The organism is Spirosoma arcticum (assembly GCF_054779955.1).
Genome location: NZ_BAAGXG010000029.1, coordinates 23,626 through 50,220, shown reverse-complemented (window position 1 = coordinate 50,220; position 26,595 = coordinate 23,626). Strand labels below are relative to the sequence as shown.

Below are 26,595 nucleotides of genomic sequence, written 5' to 3'. Positions count from 1 at the left end.
AATGTCTGGTCAAATACACGTCTTTTCTTCATGGGTACTTTTGGGTTTGTTCCCAAATGTGCCTAAAATCCGTCTCCAGTCAAATGTAGCAAGTCCACGTTTACGTTTGCTGAGGTTACAGCTTTAGGCTCAACAATCGGTGCAAAAACAGATCATGATATAAGAAGCTGGAATAGAAGTAAGTACATTTTTTGAAATCAACATAGAATTGAATGCCTTCCAAACCAAAGCAACTCATCCTTTGGTGCTGGACTTTTCGACTTATGATGCAAACGCAGGAGTACAATCAATCAGAGGATTTCCTGAACGATTTTAGCAGTAGCTGATGTTAATCCAACCTATTCATTGGCAGAGAGTTACGAATTCAATAAATAGCATTAGCCACCCATTTACAGGCCAAAAACGGTCGATTGAGTAGAAGGGGGAGCCTGTACAGACATAAACATGTAAGTTACGCTAAGAAAATGCGACGCAACCTATACTAGAAGCCTGAGAAGGAGTTATCGATCCATTTCTTGTTCTAATCGACTTTACTTCCACAAACACTTGTTTCCCTACGACTATATTACTACCCAACTTTAGCCATTTCCGAGTTGAACCGGTTAGCGCAGGCGGAGAACAGGCGTTAGCCCCGGTGATGATCTGATTTTAGCTTGCCTTGCTGGGGGTTGTACCGTATTTCTTCTTGAAGGCCCGCCCAAAGTAGTTTGGGTCGTTAAAGCCGACTTCAAATGCGGCTTCGGCCACGCTCATTCCCCGCTCAAGCAGTTGGCGGGCCAGTGTGAGCCGGTGATTGTTCAGGTATTCTTTGGTGCTAAGGCCGGTGAGCGTTTTGAGTTTAGTGTGGAGTTGCGATCGGCTACAGTTCATGCGTTGAGCCAGTAGATCGGCGGTGGTATCTTTGTCTTTATACTGCTGGTTCACGAGTATCGAAAACCGCATGATAAACTCTTGCTCTTTGTTGCGTCGCGGCAGTGTCGTCAGGAATGAGTCGGCCAACCCACCCACTAGTTTGTCTTTCAGTACCGCCACCGATTTTAGTTGATTACCAATCATCAGGTCCAACTCTCTCAAGTTGAATGGCTTGCTGATATAGCCATCGGCACCGCTATTAAGGCCGTCGATGATGGAGTTGTCGTCTTCGTCCGTCAACAGTAAAAGAACGGGTATAGTCTGGGTAAGTGGATTATTTTTTAGCATTGCGCACAAGTTTCTGTTTTCTCGGTCGCGCAGGTCGCTGTCGCACAGGATTAGGTCAGGCAGCGTGGTTTCCGCCTTTTTCAAACTTTCAGCGAATGTGTTGGCCAGACTGACCCGGTACGTTTCTCCATAGTGGCGTTTTAGAAACTGAGCCAGATCTTTGCTCCGGTCAATGATCAGAATGGCTGATCTATCATTCGCAAACCGCTCGTCGAATGACTCGTTGACTAACCCGCTTTCGGCCGATATTTCGTCGGGTATGTCCACAATTTGCGTCGGTAGCAGGTCGTTTTTTTTCAGCCCAGCGGCCATTTTATTAACTGGACTTTTCCGAATGGGGAGCTCAATGGAAAACCTGTAGTAGTTATCTACATCGGAGAACGATACAGTTCCCGACAATAGCTTCACTAAACTAAATGTCAACAGCAGGCCGATGGATGAGTTTGTTTGCAAAAAAAGCTCTTCGCTGTCTTGCGCAAGGTGGTAACTGGTTTCGATGCGCTCGAACAGATCGGGTTGTCCGTTGAGAGAGAAGGTGGTCGTGAACTGGCAATTGGAGGGCTCCAACGTGTTCTCCGCCCGTACGTCGAGGATCAGTTCATCGCCTTCGGCTACTTCGTTGGTAAGAAAAAACAAAATGTTGCCAATAATCATTTCTACTTTTCCCGCGTCGAACGACGCCATCAAATAAGGGGGCGACAAATTGAGCCGCCTGTGGACGTGTCGGGACTGGAGCAGCGGATCGAAACCCTGCACGGTTTCCTTCACGAACGCGATGATGTCCGCATCAGTCAGGTGCACCTTCTGCGGTTCACTGCCGGTTTTGCGGAGTTCGGTGATTTGGTCAATTAACGACTGTAATCGCTTTGCATTTTTCTTGATAACGCCGTAATTGGTGGATGAATCGGCCCGCCCGGTTTGGTGAGACCGAATCAGCTCGTCAATTTCAGCCATAATCAGGGTGATAGGCGTCTTGAATTCATTGGAGAGAAACGTGAAAAAATTTAGCTTCTGCTGATTTAACCCCTCGCTTTTTTGCCGTTCAACCCGCTCCATCTGAACGGCTACCTTCTGGTTATTCAAATACGTAATGACTCGCCGATACAGCACCAGCAACCCAATACCAAATAGCGCGTAGAGCAGATAGGCCCAGGTCGTTCGCCAAAAAGGCGGGTTCACAACAAAGTGAAGGGTCCGTTCAATCGGCGACAAATCGCCGTTTGATTGAAACGACCGAACGTGAAACGTATAACTTCCGGGTGATAAATTCGTATAGGTCTGCGAGTTTACGGTGGTTTTAGGCCCCCAAGTTTCTTCAAACCCTTCGAGGTAATACGTGTAGTAATTAGTCTGTTTCGAGAAATAATTAATGGCTACGAAATCGAACGTAATGACATTTTGGGCGTAATCGAAACGTAGTTCTTTTGTTTCGTCAAGGCGCTTTGTCAGCATAAGTTCGCCATTAGCTTTGACTTCTTTATTGAACAGTTTAAGGTCAGTAAAATAAACGGGCGGGTCAAAAACCCGTTTCGCAATGTGATCGGGATTGAAATAACAAAGCCCGTCTACACTCCCAAAATACAGGTAGCCCCGCCGATCTTTTAAGGCAGATCGGAAATTAAACTGGGTAGCCTGAAGCCCGTTGCTTTCATTGAACACCCGATGCATATTCTGCTTTGAATTAAATGAAAACAGACCGCTATTAGTTGAGAACCAATAAGTTCCGTAATTATCTTCCAGCGTTTCGTAGACAGTTTGATTCGCTAATTGTGCCTGCATCGGGTGCCGGATAAACTTTTTTTGCCGGTAATTCCACTGATATACACCGCCGTTCAAGCTGCCAAACCACATGTTATGGCCAGAATCTTCGTATATACTCGTGACCTGGTTGCTCCGCAAAACGGGCGTATTACTGGCATCGTAATGGGTCAGTTTATCGCGTTCAGGATCGTACCGGTACACGCCCGAACGAGACGTAGCAATCCAGATCTGCCCCGACGTATCACCCAGTATGTCAATGATAAAAGGGTCTCCAAGCGCCTGGGGTTTGAAGAGCCTGAAAGTGCCCGTTTTCTCATCAAGAATGTTTAGGCCCCGGGTTGTGCCCACCCAAAGCTGACCGGTACGGTCGCGGTAGAGGGTATTTACGTAATTGCTTGCCAGCGTTGTCGGATCGTCCGGATTGTGCAGAAACACCCGCTTCTTTCCCGTTACCGGATCAATTCGGTTTAGTCCCCCCAGAAACGTACCCACCCAGGCCGCTCCCGACTTATCAATCGAGATGGCGTGTACATTATTATCACTCAGGCCATTCGACCGGTTATGGTACGTATACCGACCCGTAACCCGGTCCTGAACACTGATGCCCCCATCTTCGGTGCCTACCCAAAGCCGTTCCCGCCCATCAATGGTAATTTCGCTGATGGCCTTACCCGCAATGGTTTGCCCGTCAGCGGCCGGAAAAAGATGCTCAAAGGAAACACCAATGGGTTTGGTGTAATTAACACCCCCAAAATAAGTACCCAGCCAAACCATTCCATCCCGGCTGACGTAGCTCGAATAAACGGCCCGGTCGGTCAGGCCGTAGGGCGAGGCTGTAAACGATTTGTCGTAGGAACGGGCACTCTGGCGTTGACTGTCAACCATAATTACGCCCGACTCACCGCCGATCCATACGTTTCCGGCCTGGTCTTCCGCAACGGTACGTACAATTCGTACCTGGTCTTTCACTAATCGCCCAAACCACTCCAACGATTTGAAGACCATCAATCCTTCATCCAACTGGAGCAAATCGGTTTCTGTACTCATCCAAATAGCTCCGCGCCGATTCTTAAAAAGCTTGTGATTGCGGTGGACGTGTGATTTTTCAGGATTACCGCCAACCGTTGGGAGCGTAACAATGGTTTCACCAGCCGCATTTATGACGCAAGGCGTATTATTCCGCAGAATCAGAAAAGAGCCTTTACGAAATTCATGAATACCGTGCGTAAGCTGCCCCGGCAAAATATGATGTATGGCCCCGTGCTCCGACAAAATATATAGTCCATCATGGCCGCCAATCCACAACTCGCCCGTTGACACCCGTTGAATGACCAGTACGTTGACCGGCTTTTTTGACAAATACACGGGCACAAACTCATCCTTGTCGAAGAGGTAACGAAACAATCCGGTAGTAGTGCCTACCCACAGCTCATGCCCTACGGTATAAACGCAGTTAACCCTGGCCGCTTCGGCACTGGGGTTGAAGGCATTCAGCGGATAATTTTTTATTCGCTGGCTATCGTAGCGGCCAAGCCCCGCCCGCGTCCCGAACCAGATAAACCCTTTGTGGTCCTGCGTAATGCTGAAAACACTGTTGTGCGACAGGCCTTCTTCGGAGGTAAGTGCATTGAAATGGAATGGCTGGGCAAGGCACTGGTTTTGGGTGAAAAGTATAAAGGTGACAATCAGCAGAATAAGTTTCATCGGTTTAACTCAGTATTCGGTAGTTTCTAATTACTCCTGCATCAGGCTCCGTGTGTTTCATTCCGCACAAAGATTCAACACACCATTACAAAGGCCCAAAATTGTACATCTATACTATTTGTCTGCACAAAAGTGATGATTTGCATGGCACTATATTCTTAAAATTGCAAAACCAATCCTTTGAATTGTACCAGTATCGTTGCGAAAATGAGTTAATTATGTTACTTCCTTGCAAACCCCAATCACGTCTATGAACAGGAGAAATGTCTACCAAACTCTACCTTTTCGCTTTGTCTGGATCCTGCTGCTACTAATAGCCGGATCGGTTGCGTTCGCGCAACAGCGAACGGTAACGGGAAAAATCAGCAGCGAAAAGGGAGAGCCTCTTCCGGGTGCTACGATCCTTCTTAAGGGAACTACAAATGGCACCTCAACCAACGCCGACGGCAATTATACCCTGTCTATTCCTGATGCGCAGCCGAACGGTACGGTGGTTATCTCGTTTATCGGCTATCTGTCCAAAGAAATTGCCATCGGCAATCAGTCGGTGATTGATGCAACCATCGAGCCGGATGCTAAAGGCTTGCAGGAAGTGATCGTTGTCGGTTATGGTACCCAAAAGAAAGAATCCCTAACGGGGGCTATCTCGGCGGTGACGTCCCGCGACGTGGGGCGGGTTCACTCGGCTACGGTATCGGGTACGCTGGCGGGTAAAATTCCGGGGGTGCAATTCCGCCAACCCGATGGACGACCGGGGGCGGCTGCCAACATTCAGATCCGCAACATGGGCGGTAACCCGCTGTTCATTATTGATGGGGTGCCCAAAGACAAATCGCAGTTCGATAATATATCGCCCAACGACGTCGAGACAATTACCGTGCTGAAAGATGCGTCGGCGTCCATCTACGGGTCCCGGGCGGCTAACGGAGTCATCATCGTGACCACCAAGCGCGGAACTGTTGGTCAGAAAAGCACCATTAATCTGGACGCGTACTACGGATTCCAAAACTGGACCCGGTTCCCTAAAGTTATCAACGCCTACGAATGGAACCTGGGCAAGGCCGAAGCGGAAATCAACCGCAATGGCACAACGGCCTACACGCAGGCCGAGCTGGACAAATACAAAGCCGGAACCGAGTACGGTTACCAAAATTTCGACTGGTACGATTTCATCGTCAAGAATAATTCTCCCCAGTCGAACATCAACCTGAGTGCCAGTGGCGGTTCGGAGCGGATCAATTACTACATCTCGGCCACCCGGCTGGATCAGAACTCGGTGATGGGTCGGGAGTTTTTGTTCAATCGCTCCAACATTCAATCGAACATCGACGCGCGGATCTCGGACAAGCTCAAGGTGGGACTGACGATTGCCGGGCGGCAGGAAACCCGCAAGAATCCGGGTGTGCCGGGTGGGGATGATTACTTCGCGCCTAAGTTTGCCATTCTGCGCAACCGCCCCGGTGAGCGGCCCTACGCTAACGACAACCCACAGTATATCAATACGATTAGTAACCCAGCCTCCAACTGGGGGTATCTGAACTACCAGCGGTCGGGTTTTCTCGAAGAAGTGTACAGTTCCATCACGCCCCAAGTTACCGGCGAATACCAAACGCCCCTCAAAGGGTTGGTGCTGAAGGGCCTGTACTCGTACATGCTCCGGGATGAGCAGCGCGAGGTGTTCGAGTATACCTACGATACGTACACCTACAACCCCACGACGCAGACATATAACCGGACGGGCGGCAGTCAGAATCCCTACCGGCAACGCGTCAACAACAAAATCGACGAAACCGTTGGGCAAATTCAGCTTGCTTACTCAAACGCGTTTGGCAAACATACCATCACCGCCCTCGCCCTGCGGGAGCAGCTTAGGAAACGGGAACGGAGAGTTGAGGCCCGGTCGGTGCCAAAAACCAATTCCCTGCCCATCCAGCAATTTGCCGATTTTGTCGCGTATGACGATCAGGATTTTACCCAGGCGCGGGTGGGCTACGTAGGCCGGGTGAACTACGGATACGCCGATAAGTATTTCGTGGAAGTAGCCGCCCGCCGGGACGCTTCCTGGAAATTCTCGCCCAGCAAACGGTGGGGGACATTCCCATCCGTTTCAGCCGCCTGGCGCATCTCGGAAGAACCTTTCTTCAAGTCGTTCACGGGTGACGGTCGGGTGTTGAGCGACCTCAAACTGCGGGCTTCCTACGGGCAGTTGGGCGATGACAACGTGCAGTGGTTTGACGTAGGACTCAACAGAATCGTCGATCTCGACCCATTTGCCTACACGCCGGGCTATTCTTACAATACGGGCACGGGCATCATCGGGGGAACGGCAACGACAGCCGCCCGCGACCGGGGCATCGCGTTTGACCGGCTGTCCTGGTTGACCGCCAAGGTGACCGATATTGGGTTGGACTTTGCGCTGCTGAACAACAAAATCACGGGTACGCTTGATTACTTCCGTCGCAATCGGGATGGCCTTCCTGTGGTGAAGAGCGATGTGTTTGTGCCGAGTGAATTAGGCTATAATTTACCCCGGGAAAACTTAGAGCGGGACGCCGTAGTTGGTGGCGAGGGTTCATTAGTGTACAATGGCAGCGTCCGGGGCATCCGATTTACCGTTGGCGCCAACATTTCTTACGCCCGGAACCGGTTCATTCGTCCTTACAACCCACTGTACGGCAACTCGTTGCTGGAATACCGCGACTCGCGCGAAAACCGATGGAGTAATATCTTCTGGGGCTACGAGGCCATTGGTCAGTTTAAGTCGCAGGATGAAATCAACGCCTACACGGTCAATAACGACGGACAAGGTAACCGTACCATGCTGCCCGGCGACCTGATTTACCGGGATGCCAATGGCGATGGCATCATCAATAACCGCGACGAACGGCCCATTGGTTACGGGATAGCTCCCGGCGTTACAACAGGTAACACACCGATCTTATCGGGCGGGTTTAACATGACAATGTCGTATAAAGGCTTCGATTTCGCGGCCGACTTTTCGGCGGGGTCAGGAATGTCCATCAACCGGCAGTTTGAGCAGCGCAACGCGTTTCAGAACACGGGTAACGTACCGCGTTTCCTGTTCGATGACCGCTGGCGCCGGGCCGACCCGCTCAACGCCGATAGTCCGTGGATAGCGGGCAGTGAAATTCCCCTTCGCTATAATGACGGAGGACACAGTAATTTAAATCGGAACTCAACCTGGTGGATGCTCAACGTCAAATACCTCCGTAACCGGACGATGGAGTTGGGGTACACCCTACCCGCTACCCTGACAACGAGGGTCAAGATTCAGAAGCTACGGGTGTTTGTCAATACGTATAATCTGTTTTCCATCGACAACGCCCGGCCCTACGGTATTGACCCGGAGGTAATTGACGAGAATGGGTTACAGTACCCGCAAACGAAGTTGCTTAATTTTGGACTCAACGTAAGCTTCTAATCCTAACCCCGCCATGAAAAAACCCAGTTTATTATTCATAGCAGTCTTTTTCCTCACGGTAGGCTGTAGCGATGAGCAGTTCTTAGACGTAAAATCGACGAATATTCTGCTGCTGAACGAAGTCTACAGCGATCCCCGCCTGACGCTATCGGTTGCCACTGACCTCTACAACCGGATTCCCGACCTGGTCGAACCGGGCAACTTCGGCATCTATGCCAGTTTCGATGAAGCGTTTGCCTCCGGCGATTACGGCCGTCACCAGAATCGGGAGTACAGCTACGACGACTGGAACTACTGGGACTATGGCTACATCCGGGAGATCAACTTGTTCATTGAGCGCGTCAACGCGGCCACGGGCCTGACGCCTGCCGATAAGGAACGGTTTGCGGCCGAGGGTCGGTATCTGCGGGCTAATGCTTACTTCGAATTGGTGAAGCGGATGGGTGGGGTGCCGCTCCTTATTGAATCGCTCGAATATGATTATAGTGGCGACGCCAGCTACCTGCGTAAGCCCCGCGCGAAAGAATCCGAGGTATATGACTTCGTTATCAGTGAACTGGAGGCCATCAAAACAATCCTACCTAAAACACCTGGCGAAAAATCACGGGCAACCTACGGTCTGGCGTTAGCGACCAAAGCTCGGGCCGCGCTCTACGCTGGTTCCATTGCCAAGTACGGGGCTACTACGCCAACGGTATCCCTGCCGAATGGTGAAGTCGGCATTCCCGCCGATAAAGCGGCCGGGTACTACCAAACGGCGTTGGCGGCCGCTCAGGAGTTGATTAGCTCCGGGCAGTATTCGCTGTACCAGAAAAGCGCCGACCTGTCGACCAACTTCGCCAATATCTTTTTGGACAAAGGCAACAACCCGGAGGTCATATTTGTCGAGGATTACAAACTACGGAGCGCTAAAATACACGGGTTTGCCTTAGACAATCAGCCCCGCGCCATCACGGAAGAGGGCGAGCGGGGTGGCCGGTTGAACCCGTCGCTGAATCTCGTGCAGTCATTCGAGAAGTTAGATAACACGTTTGCGCCGTTAGCCATCAACACGGGGGCCGCCACAAACTACGTCTATTACGACAAACCCGAAGATCTGTTTGCGGGTCGCGATGCCCGGCTGCGGGGGACGGTGCTGGTGCCGGGTGCCACGTTTAAAGACCGCCCAATTGATATTTGGGCGGGGCTGCTGCTGGGCAACGGCAGCATTTTGTCGGGCGATCAGTTAGGGCAACTCAAGACCGTCAACGGCGTTTCGGTGCAGGCGGTTGGTTTATCGGGGCCAATTGAAGGGTATGACGGGTCGGCGCAGAGCGGCTTTTACATGCGCAAATACAACGATCCGGTGCCGGGGTCGGGTCAGATTGGGACGCAAAGCGAAGTCTGGCACGTGCGCCACCGTTACGCTGAAGTGTTGCTCAACGCTGCCGAAGCCGCCTTTGAACTGGGGCAACCCGGCGTCGCGGCCACCTACATGAATCTGGTGCGGAGTCGGGCCGGGCTAACCGTACCCCTGACAGCGGCTAACATCACCTTCGACCGGATCGTGCACGAACGGAAAGTAGAATTGGCCTTCGAGAATCACCAGCTCTGGGACATGAAGCGGTGGCGCTTGGCGCACGTTGTCTGGGAGGGCAGCAACTCCGATCTGACCACGCAACCCGGCAAGGCGACCGAACCCAGTACGCGGGTCTACAGCCTGTGGCCTTACAAAGTCTACAATCCGGGTGGGGCTAACGACGGTAAGTGGGTGTTCCGCAAGGTGCTGTCGAGCCGGGTCACGCAGAGTCATATTTTCCGGCTGGGAAATTACTACTCCCGGATCAGCGACGCCATTATCAACAACAACCCGTTGATTACCAGAAATCCAAATCAATAACGACCCGATCTATCATTCCTAACCGATTATACCCATGCGATTTCTCATTTTACCGGCGTTGCTGCTAACCGTTGGGTTAGCAGGCTGCGAATTTGATAATTTTGAACCGCCAAAATCAACCTTCGACGGGCGGCTTGTGTACCAGGGCGAACCCCTGCTGATTCAGAGCGCAAACGTGGCCGTAGGCAACAACTCCGACTTCCCGGTTTTTCTGGAACTGTGGCAAAAAGCGTACAATAACCGGAGTTCGATTCGGGTGCCCATCAAGCAGGACGGCTCGTTCTCGTCGCTGCTCTTCGATGGTGATTACAAACTGATCGTACCTAACGGTCAGGGGCCGTTCCTTTGGAAGCGAACGGCGACCAATGCGCCCGACAGCGTAGACGTGGCCATTCGGGGCAGTAAGACAATGGACATCGAGGTAACGCCCTATTACATGGTCCGCAGCCCGCAGTTCACGGTCGCCGGTCGCAAGGTGTCGGGCAGCGTAAAACTTGAAAAAGTAATTACCGACGCTATCAACGGTAAAACGGTGGAGCGCGTCTCGCTGTACGTGAACCGGTCGCAATTCGTGGATGCGGGTAACAGTATCAACAAGGCAGATTTGGCGGGTTCGGCCATCACGGACCTCAATACCGTCAGCCTGACCACCGCCGATATTCCCGCCCTGGTACCGTCTCAGGGCTACGTATTTGTGCGCATCGGCCTGAAGATTACGGGTGTGGAAGATATGCTGTACACACCCGTTCAGAAGGTTGATTTGTGATATTTTGTTTGCGTTAGCAAATAGTCGCGTAGCCGCACCGGCGGACCGGACAGGATGTTTGTAGATTGATGTCTACCGTCGTCAGACCGCTGGTCGCGTAGCGATTAAACGAAGCGTTGGTTTGATCGCTACGCGACCTAAGAAGAATCTTAGCAAGCCTTTCTACAAACATCCTGTCCGGTCCGCCGGTGCGGCTACGCGACGAAACGTCAAACGGATTGGACTGGTAAAGTCGTCTCTTTGCTTTCTTACACCTCGTTATGAATAAACTCTTTCTTCTGTTTTGGTTAATCGGCTCAACTACCTACGCCCAAATCCGCGTTGATTTGTCGAAATACCCCAAGAACAGCCGCACGACCGTCGTGCAGCGGGGCAACGATGTGGTGCTTAGCTGGCCGACGACGGGTAAGGAGACGGGTCGTTTGGTCGTCAACTTAGAAACCGGCAAGCCCCTGTTCAGCCACATTCAACTTTCGAAAGGGGGACGTTTCGCCGAGATTGCGACCGACGTGAACCCGGCGTTTGTCCTGACGGTGGGCAAGCGGGATTTGATTTCGCAGAACGGCTGGAACATCTTTTTCGATAAAACCAACAAACGACCTTCCAAAGCCTACGCCGTTGAGCTGACCAAGCGTCAGGCCAGCGTCAGCACGATGGGTACTCGAACCGTACTGAGAATCGGCGACGTGCAGGCCGCTTCGTTCCGGGGTGCCGTCGAGATTACGGTGTACCAAGGCAGTCCGCTCTTTAACGTAGCCGCCGTGGTAAGCACCGAAATCGACTCGACCGCTATTCTCTACGACGCGGGTCTGGTGGGCAAAAAGCCGGGCTGGGAAACCTTGTCGTGGTCGGACACGGACAACAAAATGCAGCAGATTCCGGCGGACCTGAGCCAGCCCAACAAAGCCCAGGCCGTGAAATACCGGACTATCATCGGCAGCAATGCAGCCGGTAGCCTGGCTCTGTTTCCGGCTCCTCATCAGTATTTTTACCCGCTGGACGAAGCTTATAACCTCGATTTCACGTGGTATGGTACGGGCTACCGGAGTTTGGTGCCTGACTTCGGCATTGGCATCCGGCAGGATTTGATGGGTGACAACCGCTGGGTGCCGTGGGTGAATGCTCCGCCGAAGACGCAGCAGCGGCTCAACTTTTTCTGTTTGCTCAGTACCGGCTCACCGACTGATGCGCTGGCCGAGGTCAAGAAGTTTACCCACGGCGACTCGTATAAGCCGGTGGCGGGTTACAAGACCATGTCCAGCCATTTCCATAATGAATTTACAACGAAAGTAGTGCTGGCGGGTAAGCCTGTACCGGAGAATCCTAATTTTGTCAAAGTCTTCAAAGATCACGGCGTCGATATTGTCCACTTAGCTGAGTTTCACGGCCCTGGCCATCCCAAAGGTCCCGACAGCCTGCGGCTGCTGGAGTTGAAAACGTTATTCGAGCAGTGTAAACGATTGTCTGACGAGAATTTCCTGCTCCTGCCCGGTGAGGAACCGAATAACTTTTTTGGGGGTCACTGGCTGGAGTTTTTCCCGAAAGACGTGTACTGGATTATGTCGCGCAAGCCCGATATGCCGTTCGTGACGCAGGACCCGCAATATGGTACCGTCTATCGAATTGCCGATAAGAACGACATGCTGAAACTGCTTGAAGCCGAAAATGGCTTAGCGTGGACGGCCCACGCCCGCACCAAAGGCTCAACCGGTTTTCCCGATAAGTATAAAGAAGAAGCCTTTTTCAAATCAGACCATTTCTTCGGCGCGGCCTGGAAAAACATACCCGCTGACTTATCGGAACCCCGGTTGAGCCGACGCGTACTGGACCTGATGGACGACATGGCCAACTGGGGGCACAAGAAACACACCATCGCCGAAGCCGATATTTTTACGATGGAGCCGGAAAACGAAACCTACGCCCACCTCAACGTCAACTACCTTCAGATGGACAAACTACCCGAGTACAGTGCGGGTTGGCAACCCGTTCTGGACGCCATGCAGCGGGGTAAATTCTTCGTCTCGACTGGGGAAGTGCTGCTGCCAACATTTACCGTCAACGGAAAGGGCGCGGGCGAAACCCTGTCGCTGCCCGCCGATGGCAAGGCAACGGTGACTCTCGATGTTGACTGGACGTTTCCGCTCAACTTTGCCGAGATCATTTCGGGCGATGGCAAACAGGTATTTCGGGAGCGCATCGACCTTACTAACACATTGCCTTTTGGAAAGAAGCAGTACCAGTTTGCAACCAATCTGAAAAACCGAACTTGGGTGCGGGTCGAGGTGTGGGATGCCGCCGTCAATGGAGCTTTCACGCAGCAGGTCTGGCTGGAGATGTGATCTACCTCACCCCCCGGCCCCCTCTCCTTTTTTCAAGGAGAGGGGGCCGGGGGGTGAGGTAAACAGCCGATAAATTTAATTTACCCAATATCTTAACCGCTCAACCCACTTATGAGAGCATGTATTCTTTTCTTGGTACTGGCCGTTGGGCTGCACCAAAGTTGCACCCGCGCGAGCCGTACGATCCAGCGAGGAACCGATCAGAACCGGTCAGAACAGTCAACCGCCCGTCGGGGTGAGGTACTGTTTCTGGGCAACACCGGCAAGCACCACGATTCGGGAAAATTCGCGCCCTGGCTGGCCATTTCGTTGTTCAAACAGGGCGTCAACCTGACATATACCACCGATCTCAACGACCTGAACGCCGACAACTTAGCCAACTACGATGGCTTAGTTATCTACGCGAATCACGATAGCTTGTCGCCCGCGCAGGAGCAGGCCATGCGGGGGTTTGTCGAGGGCGGGAAGGGACTGATTCCCCTGCATTCCGCGTCGGGCTGCTTCAAAAACTCGGCCTGGTACATCAACGCCATCGGTGGGCAGTTCAAGTCGCACGGCACCGGTTCGTTCACCACGGCGATTGTCGACAAAAAGCACCCCGTCACGCAGGGATTAGACGAATTTACGACCTCGTGGGACGAAACCTACGTGCATCAGAACCTCAACCATGACATGACGGTGCTAACGACCCGCGCGGAAGGCAGCCGAGTGGAGCCGTACACCTGGGTTCGAAATCAGGGTAAGGGACGGGTTTTTTACACGGCCTACGGTCATAACGACAGCACCTGGACGAATCCCGGTTTTCAGAAATTAGTCAACAACGGCGTACTGTGGGCCATCGGTTCGGGCGTTCAGCAGCAGATTGCCAAACTGACCGCGCCCGACGTCGATATTTACGCGTCGTCCAACATAAACATCACTGATTACACCAAGCGCCATTTCGTACCAAAAATGCAGGAGGCTCTGAAACCCGAAGACTCCAAAAAACTGATGCAGGTGCCGGTCGATTTCGACGTGCAGCTCTTTGCCGCCGAACCTGACATCACCAACCCCATTGCAATGGCTTGGGACGAGCGGGGCCGGTTGTGGATCGTGGAATCCGTCGATTACCCGAATACGTTTCTGGAAACGGACGGGGCCGCTAACGACCGCATCAAGATCTGCGAGGACACCAATGGCGACGGTAAAGCCGACAAGTTCACGATCTTCGCCGACAAGCTGAACATCCCGACCAGCATGGTTTTTGGCAACGGGGGCGTGGTCGTCGCGATGGCTCCACACTTGGTCTTCCTGAAAGATACCAACGGCGACGACAAAGCCGACGTGCGGGAAAATATCATGACCGGCTGGGACAAAAACGACACTCACTTTGGCCCCTCGAACCTGCAATATGGGTTCAATAACAAAATCTGGGGTGTGGTCGGCTCGGGTTTTAGTGGCACGACCAAAGACGGCAAAACTATGAGTTTCCGCACGGGCGTCTACAACCTGAACCCCGACGGAACGGGCGTTGATTTCCTGGCTAACACCAGCAACAACACCTGGGGCCTGGGCCTGACGGAAGACAACAACGTATTCATTTCCACGGCCAACAACACCCACAGCGCGTTTTATTCGATGCCCGCCCGGTTCATGCAGCGGAATCTGCCCGGCTCGACGGTGCAGGCCGTGCAGAAAATAGACGGCCATTACGACGCCCACTCGATGACGCCCAACTTGCGGCAGGTGGACGTGGTTGGGGGCTTCACCGCTGCCGCCGGGCACCACTTTTACACCGCCCGCAGCTTCCCCAAAAACTACTGGAACCGGGTGGCTTTCGTGTGCGAACCGTCTATGCGGGTCGTTCATAACGCCATCATCGAACCCAAGGGCGCGGGCTTCACCGAGAAAGATGGCTGGAATCAGTTGGCCAGCTCCGACGAGTGGGTGGGTCCCGTCCACGCCGAAGTCGGGCCGGACGGTGCCCTGTGGGTCGCTGACTGGTACAACTTCATCATTCAGCACAACGTGTTTGTGGAGCGGCAGGCCCCAGCCCGGACGGTACTTCCCTTTAGCGAACAACCCAAGGGTCAGGGGAATGCCTTCGACAGCCCCCTGCGCGACATTAATTTTGGCCGGGTGTACCGGGTTGTCTACAAAAAAGCGAAGCCTTACCAGCCCATGACCCTGAAGCGGGACGACCCCGCCGGACTATTGGCCGCGTTGCAGAGCGACAACATGTTCTGGCGGATGACCGCCCAGCGGTTGCTGGTTGAATCGAAAAATGGGGCCTCTCTGCCCGAATTGTACAAGCTAATTGCCAAAACAGACGTGGACGAAATTGGGTTGAACAGTCCGGCGGTTCACGCCATCTGGACCTTGCACGGACTGGGTGCCCTGACCGGGAGCAACGCCGAAGCCCTGCGGGTGGTGAGCGCGGCCCTGACGCATCCGGCGGCCGGGGTTCGTAAAGCGGCCATCGAAACGCTGCCGACCACCGGTCAGCTGGAGCAGATGCAGAAAGTTGGTTTGCTGAACGATCCCAGTCTCAACGTCCGGCTGGCGGCTGTGCTGGCCACGGTGCTGATGCCGCCCTCCGAAACCGTTGGCGCTGCGCTCTACCGGGCGTCGCTGCAACCCGACAATGGCGCGGACGAGTGGATGACGCGTGCCCTGTTTGCCGCTGCGGCCACCCACCGGACGGGTTTTCTGGCCGAAGCCGCCAAAAATCCCGAAGCCGCTTCGGTGGATGAAAAAAGCTTGAGCCGTCGGCTGCTGGCGGGCCTCGATAAGGAAGTATACGCGCTGCAACGGCGGGCTATCATCACCCTGCCGCCCGACGTGACGGACAAAGAAATCATTGTAAAGGGCAGCGTGGCCAAAGGCAACCGTGATCTGGAAGGCTTCATTGTGGGACAGGGTGGTCAGGATGGCGGTTACGGGTTGTATGTTAAGGATAATCGCCTGACGATGGCCGTGAAGCAAAACGGTAAGGTATACACCGCCACAACGACCGAACCGCTGCCCGAGAAATTCGAGTTCGAGAGTCGCCTGACGACCAACGGCACGATGACCTTGCTCATTGATGGGAAACAGGCCGCTGTCGGCAAAGCTCCATCGCTCTTTGCTAAACCCCTGACCGGTGTGGTTCGGGTGCAACAGGATATTATTGGCGACAATTCGATTGGTGGGTATGCCGGGGCCTACACCAACAGCTTCGATTTTGCGGGCAATGTCCAGAACGCTACACTCGAAGTCCGAAAACCCACCGCAGACAGTCAGGCGTTAATGGGAAAACCATTGGCTAAGGATGCTGCGGTGTTGACCATCAAGGTGGTGGAGGAGCAGATGAAATACGATACGAAGATGATAACGGTACGCGCCGGGCAGTCCGTGGTGCTGACGCTGGAAAACCCCGATATCATGCAGCATAACTTAGTGATCTGTAAAATGGGCACGGTCGACAAGGTGGGGAAAGCCGCCGATGTGATGGCGCAGGACCCCAAATCGGTCGAGAAAGGCTATGTGCCGCAGATGCCGGAGGTGCTGGCGGCTACGAAGCTGGTCAATCCCGGCGAAGCCTACACGCTGGAGTTTACGGCCCCTACCAAACCCGGCGATTACCCGTTTATCTGTACCTTTCCCGGCCACTGGCGCATCATGCAGGGCATCATGCGGGTCGAGAAATCGAATGTGTCCGTCAGTCGATAACCGAGCTAAGCGGGGATACCGCATCCCACAATTACTATAATTACCCTTTTACCTGATCACTATGATTCAAATTCCTTTTCTATTCACCATTCGGGCATTTACCCGCGCTCTGCTGCTGACTGGCCTGCTTTTGGGCTTCGCCGTCTGGTTCACCCAGTGCAAAACAAGTTCGGCCAGCACCGCAAAAGCCGACAAACCCATCCGGGTACTAATGGTGGGTGGCGGCACGTCGCACAATTTCGGCATGTGGTACAAAAACGTGGATGGGCAGACGCTGAGCCGCGACGGCTTCGCGACGGTAAATTACGTGGGCGACCCGGATTCAATTTCCGTTTACCTACCCCAAACCGACGTATTGTATCTGAGTAACAATCGGGCCATCACCAATCCGGCGGTGCGTCAGGCAATTATGGCCCACGCTGATGCCGGAAAGGGCCTGCTGATTGCGCACGCGGCCCTGTGGTACAACTGGAAAGATTGGCCGGAATACAACAGGACCATCGTTAGTGGTGGGTCGCGGGGCCACGACAAGTACGGCTCGTTCGACGTGTCGGTTACGGAGCCGCGGCACCCGGTCACGAAAGGCGTGGCGCCTAAATTTACGCTGAAAGACGAACGCTACTATTACAAACCCGACTCCACCGGGCCGGGCGTAACGGTGCTGGCCAGTTCGAGTGTGGCTGGGGCCGAGACGGTTTTCCCGTCCGTGTTCGTCGTTAAGCACCCCAAAGCCCGCATCGTGGGGTTAGCGCTGGGCCACGACGCCGAGTCGCACAACATCCCCAACTATCAGGCCCTGCTGCGTAATTCCGTAAAATGGGTTGCCCGTAAGTAACTGCTGTAACACCACACCCCCAACCCCCTGAAGGGGGCTAAAACCTGCCGGGTGAGAGGCCCCCTTCAGGGGGTTGGGGGTGTTTATAGTTTGCAAAATTATCTAACTGTCTCAATCCAATCTTACCCTGTTATGAGTGACCAGAAAATTACCGTTGTCATCGTTGGCATGGGCTTCGGCAAAGAATTTATCCCCATCTATCAGCGTCACCCTAACATCAAAGCCGTGGGCATCTGCACCCGCAGCCAGAAAACGCGGGACGAGCTAATGGCTAAGTTCAATTTAGACCCTGACCTGTGTTTTGAGAATTTTGACGATGTACCGGGCCGGGCCGACGTCGATGCCATTCACGTGGTGACGCCCGTGCCGGAACACGCCAAAATGACCATAGCGTCGCTCAATGCTAACAAACACACCGCCTGCACTATTCCAATGGCTATGACGGTGGACGACTGCAAAGCCATTGTCGAGGCCAAACGGCGGTCGGGCAAGGTGTACATGATGATGGAAACGGCCCTGTACACCCGTGAGTTTCTGTACGGGTTGCAATTGGCCGAGAGCGGGCAATTAGGGCGGATTCAGTTCGTCCGGGGATCGCACATTCAGGATATGAGCATGGATGGCTGGGGCGACTACTGGAAAGGCTACCCGCCGATGCTCAACGGTACCCACGCCATTTCGCCCCTGCTACGCATTAACAATACCAAAGCCGAAACGGTGGTTTGCCACGGCTCCGGCCGGTTGAGCGACGATCTGGCGAGCCGGTATAACTCGCCGTTTGCCGTCGAGACCGCCACCTTTACCCTTAAAGATTCCGATGTTATCGCCGAAGCCACGCGGTCGCTGTTCGACGTGGTGCGGCAGTACCAGGAAAGCTATGACGTGTACGGCACCAAAATGTCGTTCGAGTGGGAGCAGTTGCAGGACGAGGAGCACATTATTTTCGACGGGGGCGAGAACGCCCGGCGCATTAACGTACCCGACACCGACGAGATGCTGATTGAGCCAATCAAACACTTTACCAAACGCGAAAAAATCGACGATCCCAACCACGTTTCTTTTCTACAGGGAGCCGGGCACGGCGGCTCGCATCCGCACTTAGTGCAGGAGTTCGTAGCGGCTATTGTGGAAGGTCGTGATTCAGCCGTTGATGCCGAATTAGCCGCTAATTATACGATGGCGGGCATCTGCGCCCACGAGTCGGCCATGAACGGCGGCAAGCGGGTCACCATTCCAGTGCTTTAAATCATAGGTTAGTGATCCTTGTTCTGGTGAGGGCACATGCTTTCACCAGACTTCAATTTGTTTTTTATTTTGGCCGTCCAGGATACGAATAACCGGCTGGTTTCATAACCGAATTGGCCGGTAGAGGTGAAATTCTAAACAGCTCCAAAGAAGCCTAAACAGGTTCGCTAATTTTCAACCATGATTCAGTTCGGGGTTAGTACGTTTGTGTGGGTGTCGCCGTTCTCCACGGCCAACTTTGACCTGCTTCATAAAGTAGCCGATATGGGCTACGACATCATTGAGGTGGCCGTTGAAGACAAAGAGTTGATTGACTGGACGCGGCTGAAAAAAGTAGCCCACGAAACGGGTCTAAAGGTTACCATCAGCGGGGCGTTCGGGCCAAACCGGGACATCTCCAGCGACGATGCCGCCATCCGTAAAAACGGCTTCGACTACATCGTGGACTGTCTTCACATTGCCGAAGCGATGGGTAGTCCAATCTTTACGGGGCCGGTGTATTCGGCGGTGGGCAAAACCCGGATTGTATCGGCTGGGCGGAAGCGTCAGGAGCGGGACTGGTGCATTGAGAACCTGCGTGAAGTGGGTAAAATTGCGCATGCGTGTGGCGTCGTTGTGGGTGTGGAACCGCTGAACCGCTTCGAAACCGATATGATCAATACGGCAGAACAGGCACTGTCGCTGGTGCGTGAGATTGGTCATCCGGCCATCAAAATTTCACTGGACACCTTCCATAATAACATCGAGGAGAAAAGCATTCCGGCTGCAATTCGCGCCATTGGCCGGGAATTGCTGTGCCACGTGCAGGGCAATGAAAGCGACCGGGGAACGCCCGGCACCGGCAACGTTGATTGGCCGGGTATCAAAGCCGCCCTGGCCGAAATTGGCTACGACGGAGCCGTGGTGATTGAAACCTTCGGTGCCCCGTCCGAAGAGATGGCTAAGGCCGCGTCCATCTGGCGTCCGCTGGCCAATAGTCCCGACGAGTTGGCCCGTGAAGGCCTGGATTTTTACAAAACGCTGTTCAGTAGTTAGTGACCACCTTCAATGAATAAATCCATTGTTATTATTGGCTGTTTTGACACGAAAGGCGCTGCTTTTTCCTTCCTGAGAACTTGTATCCTGACCAGAGGGGAATCGGTCATTACGATTAACACGGGCGTGATGGACACGATCGTCGATTTCCCCATCGATTACGGAGCCGCTGCGGTAGCTGAAGCAGCCGGGTGTTCACTAACTGAACTTCGGACGAGTCGTGATCGGGGACAGGCTATGCGGGTCATGGGCGAGGGGGCGGCAACCATTGTGGGGGACTTAGTCCGCTCAGGACGCACAAAGGGAGCAATCGGCATGGGCGGTGGGGGCGGCACGTTCATCGCGCTGTCAGCCATGCAGGCGATTCCGTTCGGCACACCAAAGCTCTGTCTCTCAACGCTGGCCGCCAAAGATTTGTCTCGTCAGGTTGGAGCCAAAGACATTCTGCTGATGCCGTCGGTTGTGGACGTAGCCGGTTTCAACAGCATCCTTGCCCACTTGATTGAGCAGGCTACAGTTGCCCTCTGCGCCATGGCCCATGTCGGGTGGACGCCGGACCGACAGTCAGCGGGCCGGATCGCGGTCAGCATGTTTGGCAATACGACGGCCTGCGTTGAGCAGTGTACTGAACTCCTGGAGCAACAAGGGTATGAAGTCATGGCTTTTCACGCGAATGGCATTGGGGGCCGGACGATGGAAAGCCTTATTCGGGAGGGTTATTTTGATGCTGTTCTGGACATAACTACGACTGAACTGGCCGATGAATTATGTGGCGGCATCTGCAGCGCCGGTCCCGACCGGCTACTAACTGCGGGTCGGATGGGTATTCCGCAGGTAGTGGCACCGGGCTGCTTAGACATGGTTAACTTTGGCCACCGGGATACAGTGCCGGCTCAGTACAGGAACCGGGACTTATGCGGTTGGGCACCGGACGTCACGCTTATGCGAACCGATGCAGCCGAAAATAGATTACTCGGTAGCCTTCTGGCCCAAAAACTGGCTCAATCCAAGGCGGCCGTGACTGTGGTGCTGCCCCTGAAAGGCATTTCTCAGATCGACGCCGAAGGGGGTGTCTTTTATCGGCCCCAAATTGACGACGTGCTTTTTGACGCGATTAAAACCAATTTGCCGGACAACATAACGCTGATTGAGTCGGCGGCTCACATCAACGACTGGTCGTTTTCGGAGTTGCTGGTAACGATGCTATTGACCTTACTTCAAAACGTAAACTCAGCGCGGGCATAAATGTCAACCAACACTGTATAGTATGGCAAATCAATGGACAGGGAAGGGAAATCCTTACACACGACAGGAAGTCGGGGATCGGTTACGGGCAACCCTAAACCAAAAAAAAGCCATCATTGCCGCTGGGGCGGGAACCGGTATCAGCGCAAAATTCATCGAGAAAGGTGGGGCCGATCTAATTATTATTTATAACTCCGGCCGGTTCCGAATGGCCGGGCATGGCTCCACGGCCGGTCTGATGGCGTATGGCGACGCAAACGCCGAAGCGATGGAAATTGGTGAATTTGAGGTATTGCCCGTTGTGGAGGAAATTCCGGTGATTTGCGGGGTACACGGCTCTGACCCGCGCCGACGCATGTGGCATCATCTGCTGAAAGTAAAAGAAATGGGCTTCTCGGGTATTAACAATTTCCCCACGCATTGCATCGTCGATGGGCATTTCCGGCGGGTGCTGGAAGAGACGGGAATGGGTTTTGACAAAGAAGTCGAGATGGTACGATTAGCCAGTAAAATGGACTTGTTCTCCATCGTGTACGTCGCCACGCCCGAGGAGGCCCGGCAAATGGCCGGGGCCGGGGCAGACGCGATCATTGCCCACGTGGGCACCACGGTAGGCGGTTCCGTTGGCGTCACCGCAGCTTCCTGTTCGATGGACGAAGCGGTCGAGCGAACGCAACTAATCATTGATACGGGCAAGGCCGTAAATCCAGCCATTTTCTTTCTGGCGCACGGTGGTCCCATTAATACGCCGGAGGATGTTCGTGTCGTGCTGGAACGAACCAACGTGCAGGGTTTCGTAGGGGCGTCGTCGCTGGAACGCATGGGCATCGAAGAATCATTGACCGAATTAACCCGCAAATTCAAATCACTATCTCTCTGAAAATTCAGAGACCAAGGACCATACAGTTACAAATCAGGAATATAAAACAAGTTATCATTCCTCTTGCCCAAGTGTCCTGTTCCAAAAATATCGGGGGGGTTCCTGAACAGTTTTCATTGACGACCAATCTTAACGCAAATTATTCATCGAGAGTAGATTGCGAGCCTAAAAAATGTTGTTAGCTACCCCTTTATTGGTCGAAATCAACCGGTTGGCGTAAGAGGTAAGCGTGTACGGAAATAAATATAGGTGTCACATAAGGAAAATGCTACGCAACATCCACCAGAAGCTTGACGAGAGGTTATCCGGCTGTTTTTGGCCTGAAGAGAATTGAGCAGTACCGTAGGCCGATAACCACTTGTTTTTTATTGAGAATCACCCAGCTTTCTCCCCTGTATAACGTCCTGCATTATCAACGTAGCCCATATCGAGCGTGTGGAGAATGACCTTCTGGTGGTGGCAGGACGTGAACTGACCCTAGGCGATAGCTACCGCGCTGCTTTCTTCCAGGATGTTATACAGGGGAGAAAGCTGAGTGATCTTTACTGAAAAAAGTAGTGATTTCGGTCCTAATAATTATCTGAGGTTATCAGTCGCCCATGTTGATCATTGAAACTGAGTAGTTTAAAAAACGCTCAACGCTTCTTAGGACGCGGCAACCTATTTCAGGCTAAGGCAGGCTCCAAAGAATGTCGACTGCGGTGGTTATGAGGATCTCAACGGCCCTCGTCTGGCTGATGCCTACTACTGAGGTTCCCCCGTTCAAAAAGCCGCTTGAGGTCTCAGCCTTGCTCAGTCAAGAATTGGTTGGTCGACCGATTTAGATCAGCTTTTAAAGCATTTAATGAAGCGGCACAGGCTTACTGCTCGGCGTTCAGCAATGAAACCTGTGCAAATTAGTCAGTAGTGTCTATAATGGTTTGATAACTTTAACCAGGCTGGCTCGTTGGGCTGTCAATCGATGGCAGCGGCTAACCATCCAATTGGGTAATTACGGTACGTGCCCACATCTCCTTACCAAAGCCACCTGCTTGGCAGGTGGCTGTTTAATCGTAAAGATTTGATTACACGAATTCGGCAATTCCCTGTTTCCTAATACAGATCACATGAAGAGACGCGTAATTCTCAAAACTATTTCACTATCGGCAGGGTCAGTACTGGTGTATCCGAGTGTTTTTGCCGGTTTTCATAGAAATATACCTCCAGATGGTGGCCCACAACGGAGGGTGGCGACAAGGGCAGCGTATCCCGAACTGGCAATGCTACCCAATAAAGTAGTCAGAAAGGGTTGGAAAGCTTTTCCAGTGTCGGCCGTAGCCGATGGGGCAAAAGTTAACCTTTATTTTCCTGAGATAAAGAGCAATAACCAGTCGGTATGGCTTCGACTAACGGCAGCTTTATATTTTGACGAACAGTACATTATTGCCGTTCGCCTGGCAGATAGTGACGTTTTGGTTGGTACGTTCGATATTCGGTATGCTCATTCGTTTCAACCTTTTCAACTCCCCATTGATAAAAAATTCATTTCTGCTATCAACAAAGAAGGCATCTCCCTTCAAATGGAAAAAGGCACGAAAAATGCCTGGTTTTTCTTACCTGATCCGGATAAAACAGATACCACAGGTCTACAGCCCCATCTATTGGTTGGCACAACAAAAAATGCTTTTGAGGCCCTTGAAAAAAATATTCTGTCCGAAAATTCGATAGCCCCTTTTGGCTGGATTGGTGGCTGTGTAAACGATGCGCTTCTGGAAATGTCCCGTACAGGAAACAAACCCGCATTAGCGACGTTGAAAAAGCAACTTTCCGCTTATCTAAACGATGACTCAGGAATCAATTTTGAGAATCCTCGTAATGAACCGCTTCAGGGTACGTTCAATAGTATCGAAGATTTTCTCCCCTTTGCGGCTATTGTTGCCATTTGGCCGCAACATAAGGCAATAGAGTTAGCTATTAGTTATTTAGAGTCAAGAGAACTTCAGGATGGATTGATTTCGGGCGGTAATGAAGCGACAACCGAAGGCTGTTATACCGTAGCGTATCCACTTGCTGCCATCGCCGTTGATCGAAACAACCGTGATCTGGCCGAAAAAGCCCTGACGCAAATTCGTCGGCGTATGCACTATTTAACTGATGGAGTTGCTATTTATCAACGCGCAACACTTGACGGGAAAAGAGGATTTCGCAATTGGGGGCGGGGGGTCGTTTGGTACTTACTCGGAACCGTAAAAACAATACGGCTGCTCCATCAGACTGGGTTAGTGAAACGGGATGAGACGGCGGATATAGAAGCTGCTCTTCGAAGGTCAGTCGCATTGGTAACCAACTGGCAGGACCAGGAGGGCTTTTACTACGCTTACCTTGATCGCAAGGAAACGGGTATCGATGTATCGGCAACGGCAGGCATCACTGCGGCAATAGCCTGGGGGGTCAAGTATGGTTACTTAGATAGAAATTTAGTGCCAGCCCTGAAACAAACCCAAAAGAACCTACTGAAATTTATTACCCCGGACGGGTTCGTAACCGGCATCACCCAAATCAACCGGGGGGGTGAAGTCTTACAGGAAAATGGGTTCCGCGTGATCACGCAGTTTGGCATGGGCTTGGTGCTTCAATTAGCCATGGCCTTAAAAGCTTAATTAGAAAAGGGTCAATAAAAACTAACCAAAAAAGCGTCTAAAAAGTGAAACTAAAACTAATCGCCCTTTTCTGCGGATGTGTAGGCTACTACCAATTGGCTTTGGGCCAACCAGCGTTAAAATCGCGTCAACAATCGATAAAATCTGTTTATCAGTCTCAGCTTCAAACGTGGTGTGACGCGCTGATTGCCCTTCAGGTGCAGGGAGGGACAGACGTTGGCGGTATTCTGTCCAAATCCCATCAATTTGTACATGGCCGTTGTGGGGATGCCGTCTATCCATTCCTGACGCTGTATAAGCTAACCGGAAACGAAAAATACAGAACGGCTGCCCGTAAGGTGTTTAAGTGGTCAGAAGCTCATGTGTCTCAACCCGATGGTTCGTGGGTAAATGAAGCAGGTGGTAAAAATGACTGGAAAGGAATATCCTGTTTCAGCACCATCGCCCTGGGAGAAGCGTTGCGACACCACAGCGATGTTTTGGCATCGACAGAAAATAAACTGTGGCGTGAGCGACTTCGTAAAGGTGGTGATTTCTTATTGTCGTTCATTACGGTTGAAACGGGCGATATTAATTATCCAATCTCTGCTGCTGCGGCTTTGGCGGTTTGCTGGAAGGTACTGGGTGATGAAAAATATTTGGTGCGAGCCCGCGAATTAGCTCATTTCGGGCTGAATTATTTTACGGACAATCAGCTGATTTGGGGTGAAGGTGTGCGGGGTATTAACGATGTTACCCCCAAAGGCTTGCGTCCGATTGACGTTTCCTACAATCTGGAAGAATCACTACCCAATTTGGCTTTGTACGGAACCCTGACGGGTGACACCCACGTATTGGATGTCGTGACAACATCCCTGCAAGCCCATCTGAACTGGATATTACCCGATGGCGGTCTGGACGCGGGTTGGTGTTCCCGCCAATATAAATGGATTTACTTTGGGAGCATGACAACTGATGGTTGTGCCAGTGGTTTTGCCTTGCTGGCCAATCGGGATGAACGATTTGGAGAGGCCGCTTTTCGTAACTTGCAACTCATGCAGTCATATACCCACAATGGCGTATTATATGGGGGTGCCGCTCTGTTTTCCCGGGCGATTCCGGCTTCCAGCCATCATACCTTCACCCGGGCCAAAGGACTCGCGGCCGTCCTTGACGTGGGTATTTCAGAGCCGACAGCTATTTCCCTGCCCAATGACAAAGCGTATGGGGTACGTGAATGGCCTGAAGCGAGTGTTGTTCAAGTTGCTTTGGGCCCCTGGCGTGCGTCCATTACGACCAATGATATTGATTCCTCGCCAAAACGGGGCGGTCATCCAATGGGTGGTGCCTTATCAATGCTTTGGCACCAACTAACAGGCCCGGTTGCGGTGGCAAGTATGAACGATTATGTCCTGTACGAGAAATCGAATATGCAACAACCCACTACGGAGTCAGAACAGGTTTGTCTTACGCCCCGTATTGACTTGGACAAGGATGGCAATCATTATTCGAATCTGTACGATTCAAAAGCTCAAATGACATGGGCTAACAAAGGGGATTCGATCGAGGTTGAAATCAAAGGGGATTTGCGCGACCTAAAAGGCAATGTATTACCGGGTGAGTCCTCTGCTTTTGCGATGAAGTATACCTTTACGAATCAGTCTTTTCAACTTGCAGTTCACGCAAGCGCTAAGGGAGCCAGACTTTTATTTCCTGTTATTTCGCCCGCTTCGGAACCGATTAAACCCACAATCGATGGCGAATTGGTCATTCAAAAGAAATCATCTACCATGCGATTGACCGGCCATAAAACGCCCGAATGGAACAAGCGTACGGGCGACAGGGTCTTTAATTTTGTGCCGGGCTTTGAAGCAGTGGTTGTGGAAAACAAATTAGATGATAATGGCAACGGGCATATCCGGATAGTGATTAAATAAGAACGTGTTGGGGAATTAT

At 52.5% G+C, this 26,595-nt stretch carries 13 protein-coding genes; 12 read left to right on the top strand and 1 reads right to left on the bottom strand.

The genetic code is table 11. The features are described 5' to 3' along the window. Positions 1–648 precede the first annotated feature (648 nt). On the bottom strand, positions 649–4,665 hold the full coding sequence (locus tag ACYVHB_RS31330) for a hybrid sensor histidine kinase/response regulator transcription factor (RefSeq protein WP_461055986.1): 4,017 nt from the start codon (positions 4,663–4,665) through the stop codon (positions 649–651). A 250-nt stretch (positions 4,666–4,915) separates the two neighbouring features. Between ACYVHB_RS31330 and ACYVHB_RS31325 the strand changes: the two genes are divergently transcribed. The 12 genes from ACYVHB_RS31325 (at position 4,916) to ACYVHB_RS31270 (ending at position 26,576) form a co-directional block, all read left to right on the top strand. Then, positions 4,916–8,107 carry a SusC/RagA family TonB-linked outer membrane protein gene (locus ACYVHB_RS31325; RefSeq protein ID WP_461055985.1) on the top strand — a complete coding sequence of 1,064 codons (3,192 nt, stop codon included), beginning with the start codon at positions 4,916–4,918 and terminating at the stop codon, positions 8,105–8,107. Positions 8,108–8,120: 13 nt separating this feature from the next. Next, the gene (locus ACYVHB_RS31320) at positions 8,121–9,986 is read left to right on the top strand and encodes a RagB/SusD family nutrient uptake outer membrane protein (RefSeq protein ID WP_461055984.1); all 1,866 of its coding nucleotides are present in this window, start codon (positions 8,121–8,123) and stop codon (positions 9,984–9,986) included. Between the two features lie 34 nt (positions 9,987–10,020). Continuing rightward, on the top strand, positions 10,021–10,752 hold the full coding sequence (locus ACYVHB_RS31315; protein ID WP_461055983.1) for a DUF3823 domain-containing protein: 732 nt from the start codon (positions 10,021–10,023) through the stop codon (positions 10,750–10,752). A 260-nt stretch (positions 10,753–11,012) separates the two neighbouring features. Continuing rightward, entirely contained in the window at positions 11,013–13,091 is a 2,079-nt protein-coding gene (locus ACYVHB_RS31310) for a CehA/McbA family metallohydrolase domain-containing protein (protein ID WP_461055982.1), read from the top strand. A 111-nt stretch (positions 13,092–13,202) separates the two neighbouring features. Further along, positions 13,203–16,781: a PVC-type heme-binding CxxCH protein gene (locus ACYVHB_RS31305; RefSeq protein WP_461055981.1), complete on the top strand. Its 3,579-nt coding sequence runs from the start codon at positions 13,203–13,205 to the stop codon at positions 16,779–16,781. 61 nt (positions 16,782–16,842) lie between these two features. After that, entirely contained in the window at positions 16,843–17,616 is a 774-nt protein-coding gene (locus ACYVHB_RS31300; RefSeq protein WP_461055980.1) for a ThuA domain-containing protein, read from the top strand. 132 nt (positions 17,617–17,748) lie between these two features. Further along, a complete protein-coding gene (locus ACYVHB_RS31295) occupies positions 17,749–18,861 on the top strand; it encodes a Gfo/Idh/MocA family protein (protein WP_461055979.1) in 1,113 nt (370 codons plus the stop codon). A gap of 180 nt (positions 18,862–19,041) precedes the next feature. After that, positions 19,042–19,896: a sugar phosphate isomerase/epimerase family protein gene (locus ACYVHB_RS31290; protein WP_461055978.1), complete on the top strand. Its 855-nt coding sequence runs from the start codon at positions 19,042–19,044 to the stop codon at positions 19,894–19,896. 12 nt (positions 19,897–19,908) lie between these two features. Then, entirely contained in the window at positions 19,909–21,141 is a 1,233-nt protein-coding gene (locus tag ACYVHB_RS31285) for a Tm-1-like ATP-binding domain-containing protein (protein ID WP_461055977.1), read from the top strand. 22 nt (positions 21,142–21,163) lie between these two features. Further along, the gene (locus ACYVHB_RS31280; RefSeq protein ID WP_461055976.1) at positions 21,164–22,021 is read left to right on the top strand and encodes a phosphoenolpyruvate hydrolase family protein; all 858 of its coding nucleotides are present in this window, start codon (positions 21,164–21,166) and stop codon (positions 22,019–22,021) included. Between the two features lie 1,106 nt (positions 22,022–23,127). Next, positions 23,128–24,660, top strand: coding sequence for a glycoside hydrolase family 88 protein (locus tag ACYVHB_RS31275; protein ID WP_461055975.1), 1,533 nt, complete (start codon positions 23,128–23,130; stop codon positions 24,658–24,660). A gap of 44 nt (positions 24,661–24,704) precedes the next feature. Further along, complete coding sequence (locus ACYVHB_RS31270; protein WP_461055974.1) at positions 24,705–26,576, top strand: hypothetical protein; 1,872 nt, start codon at positions 24,705–24,707, stop codon at positions 26,574–26,576. Positions 26,577–26,595: the final 19 nt, after the last annotated feature.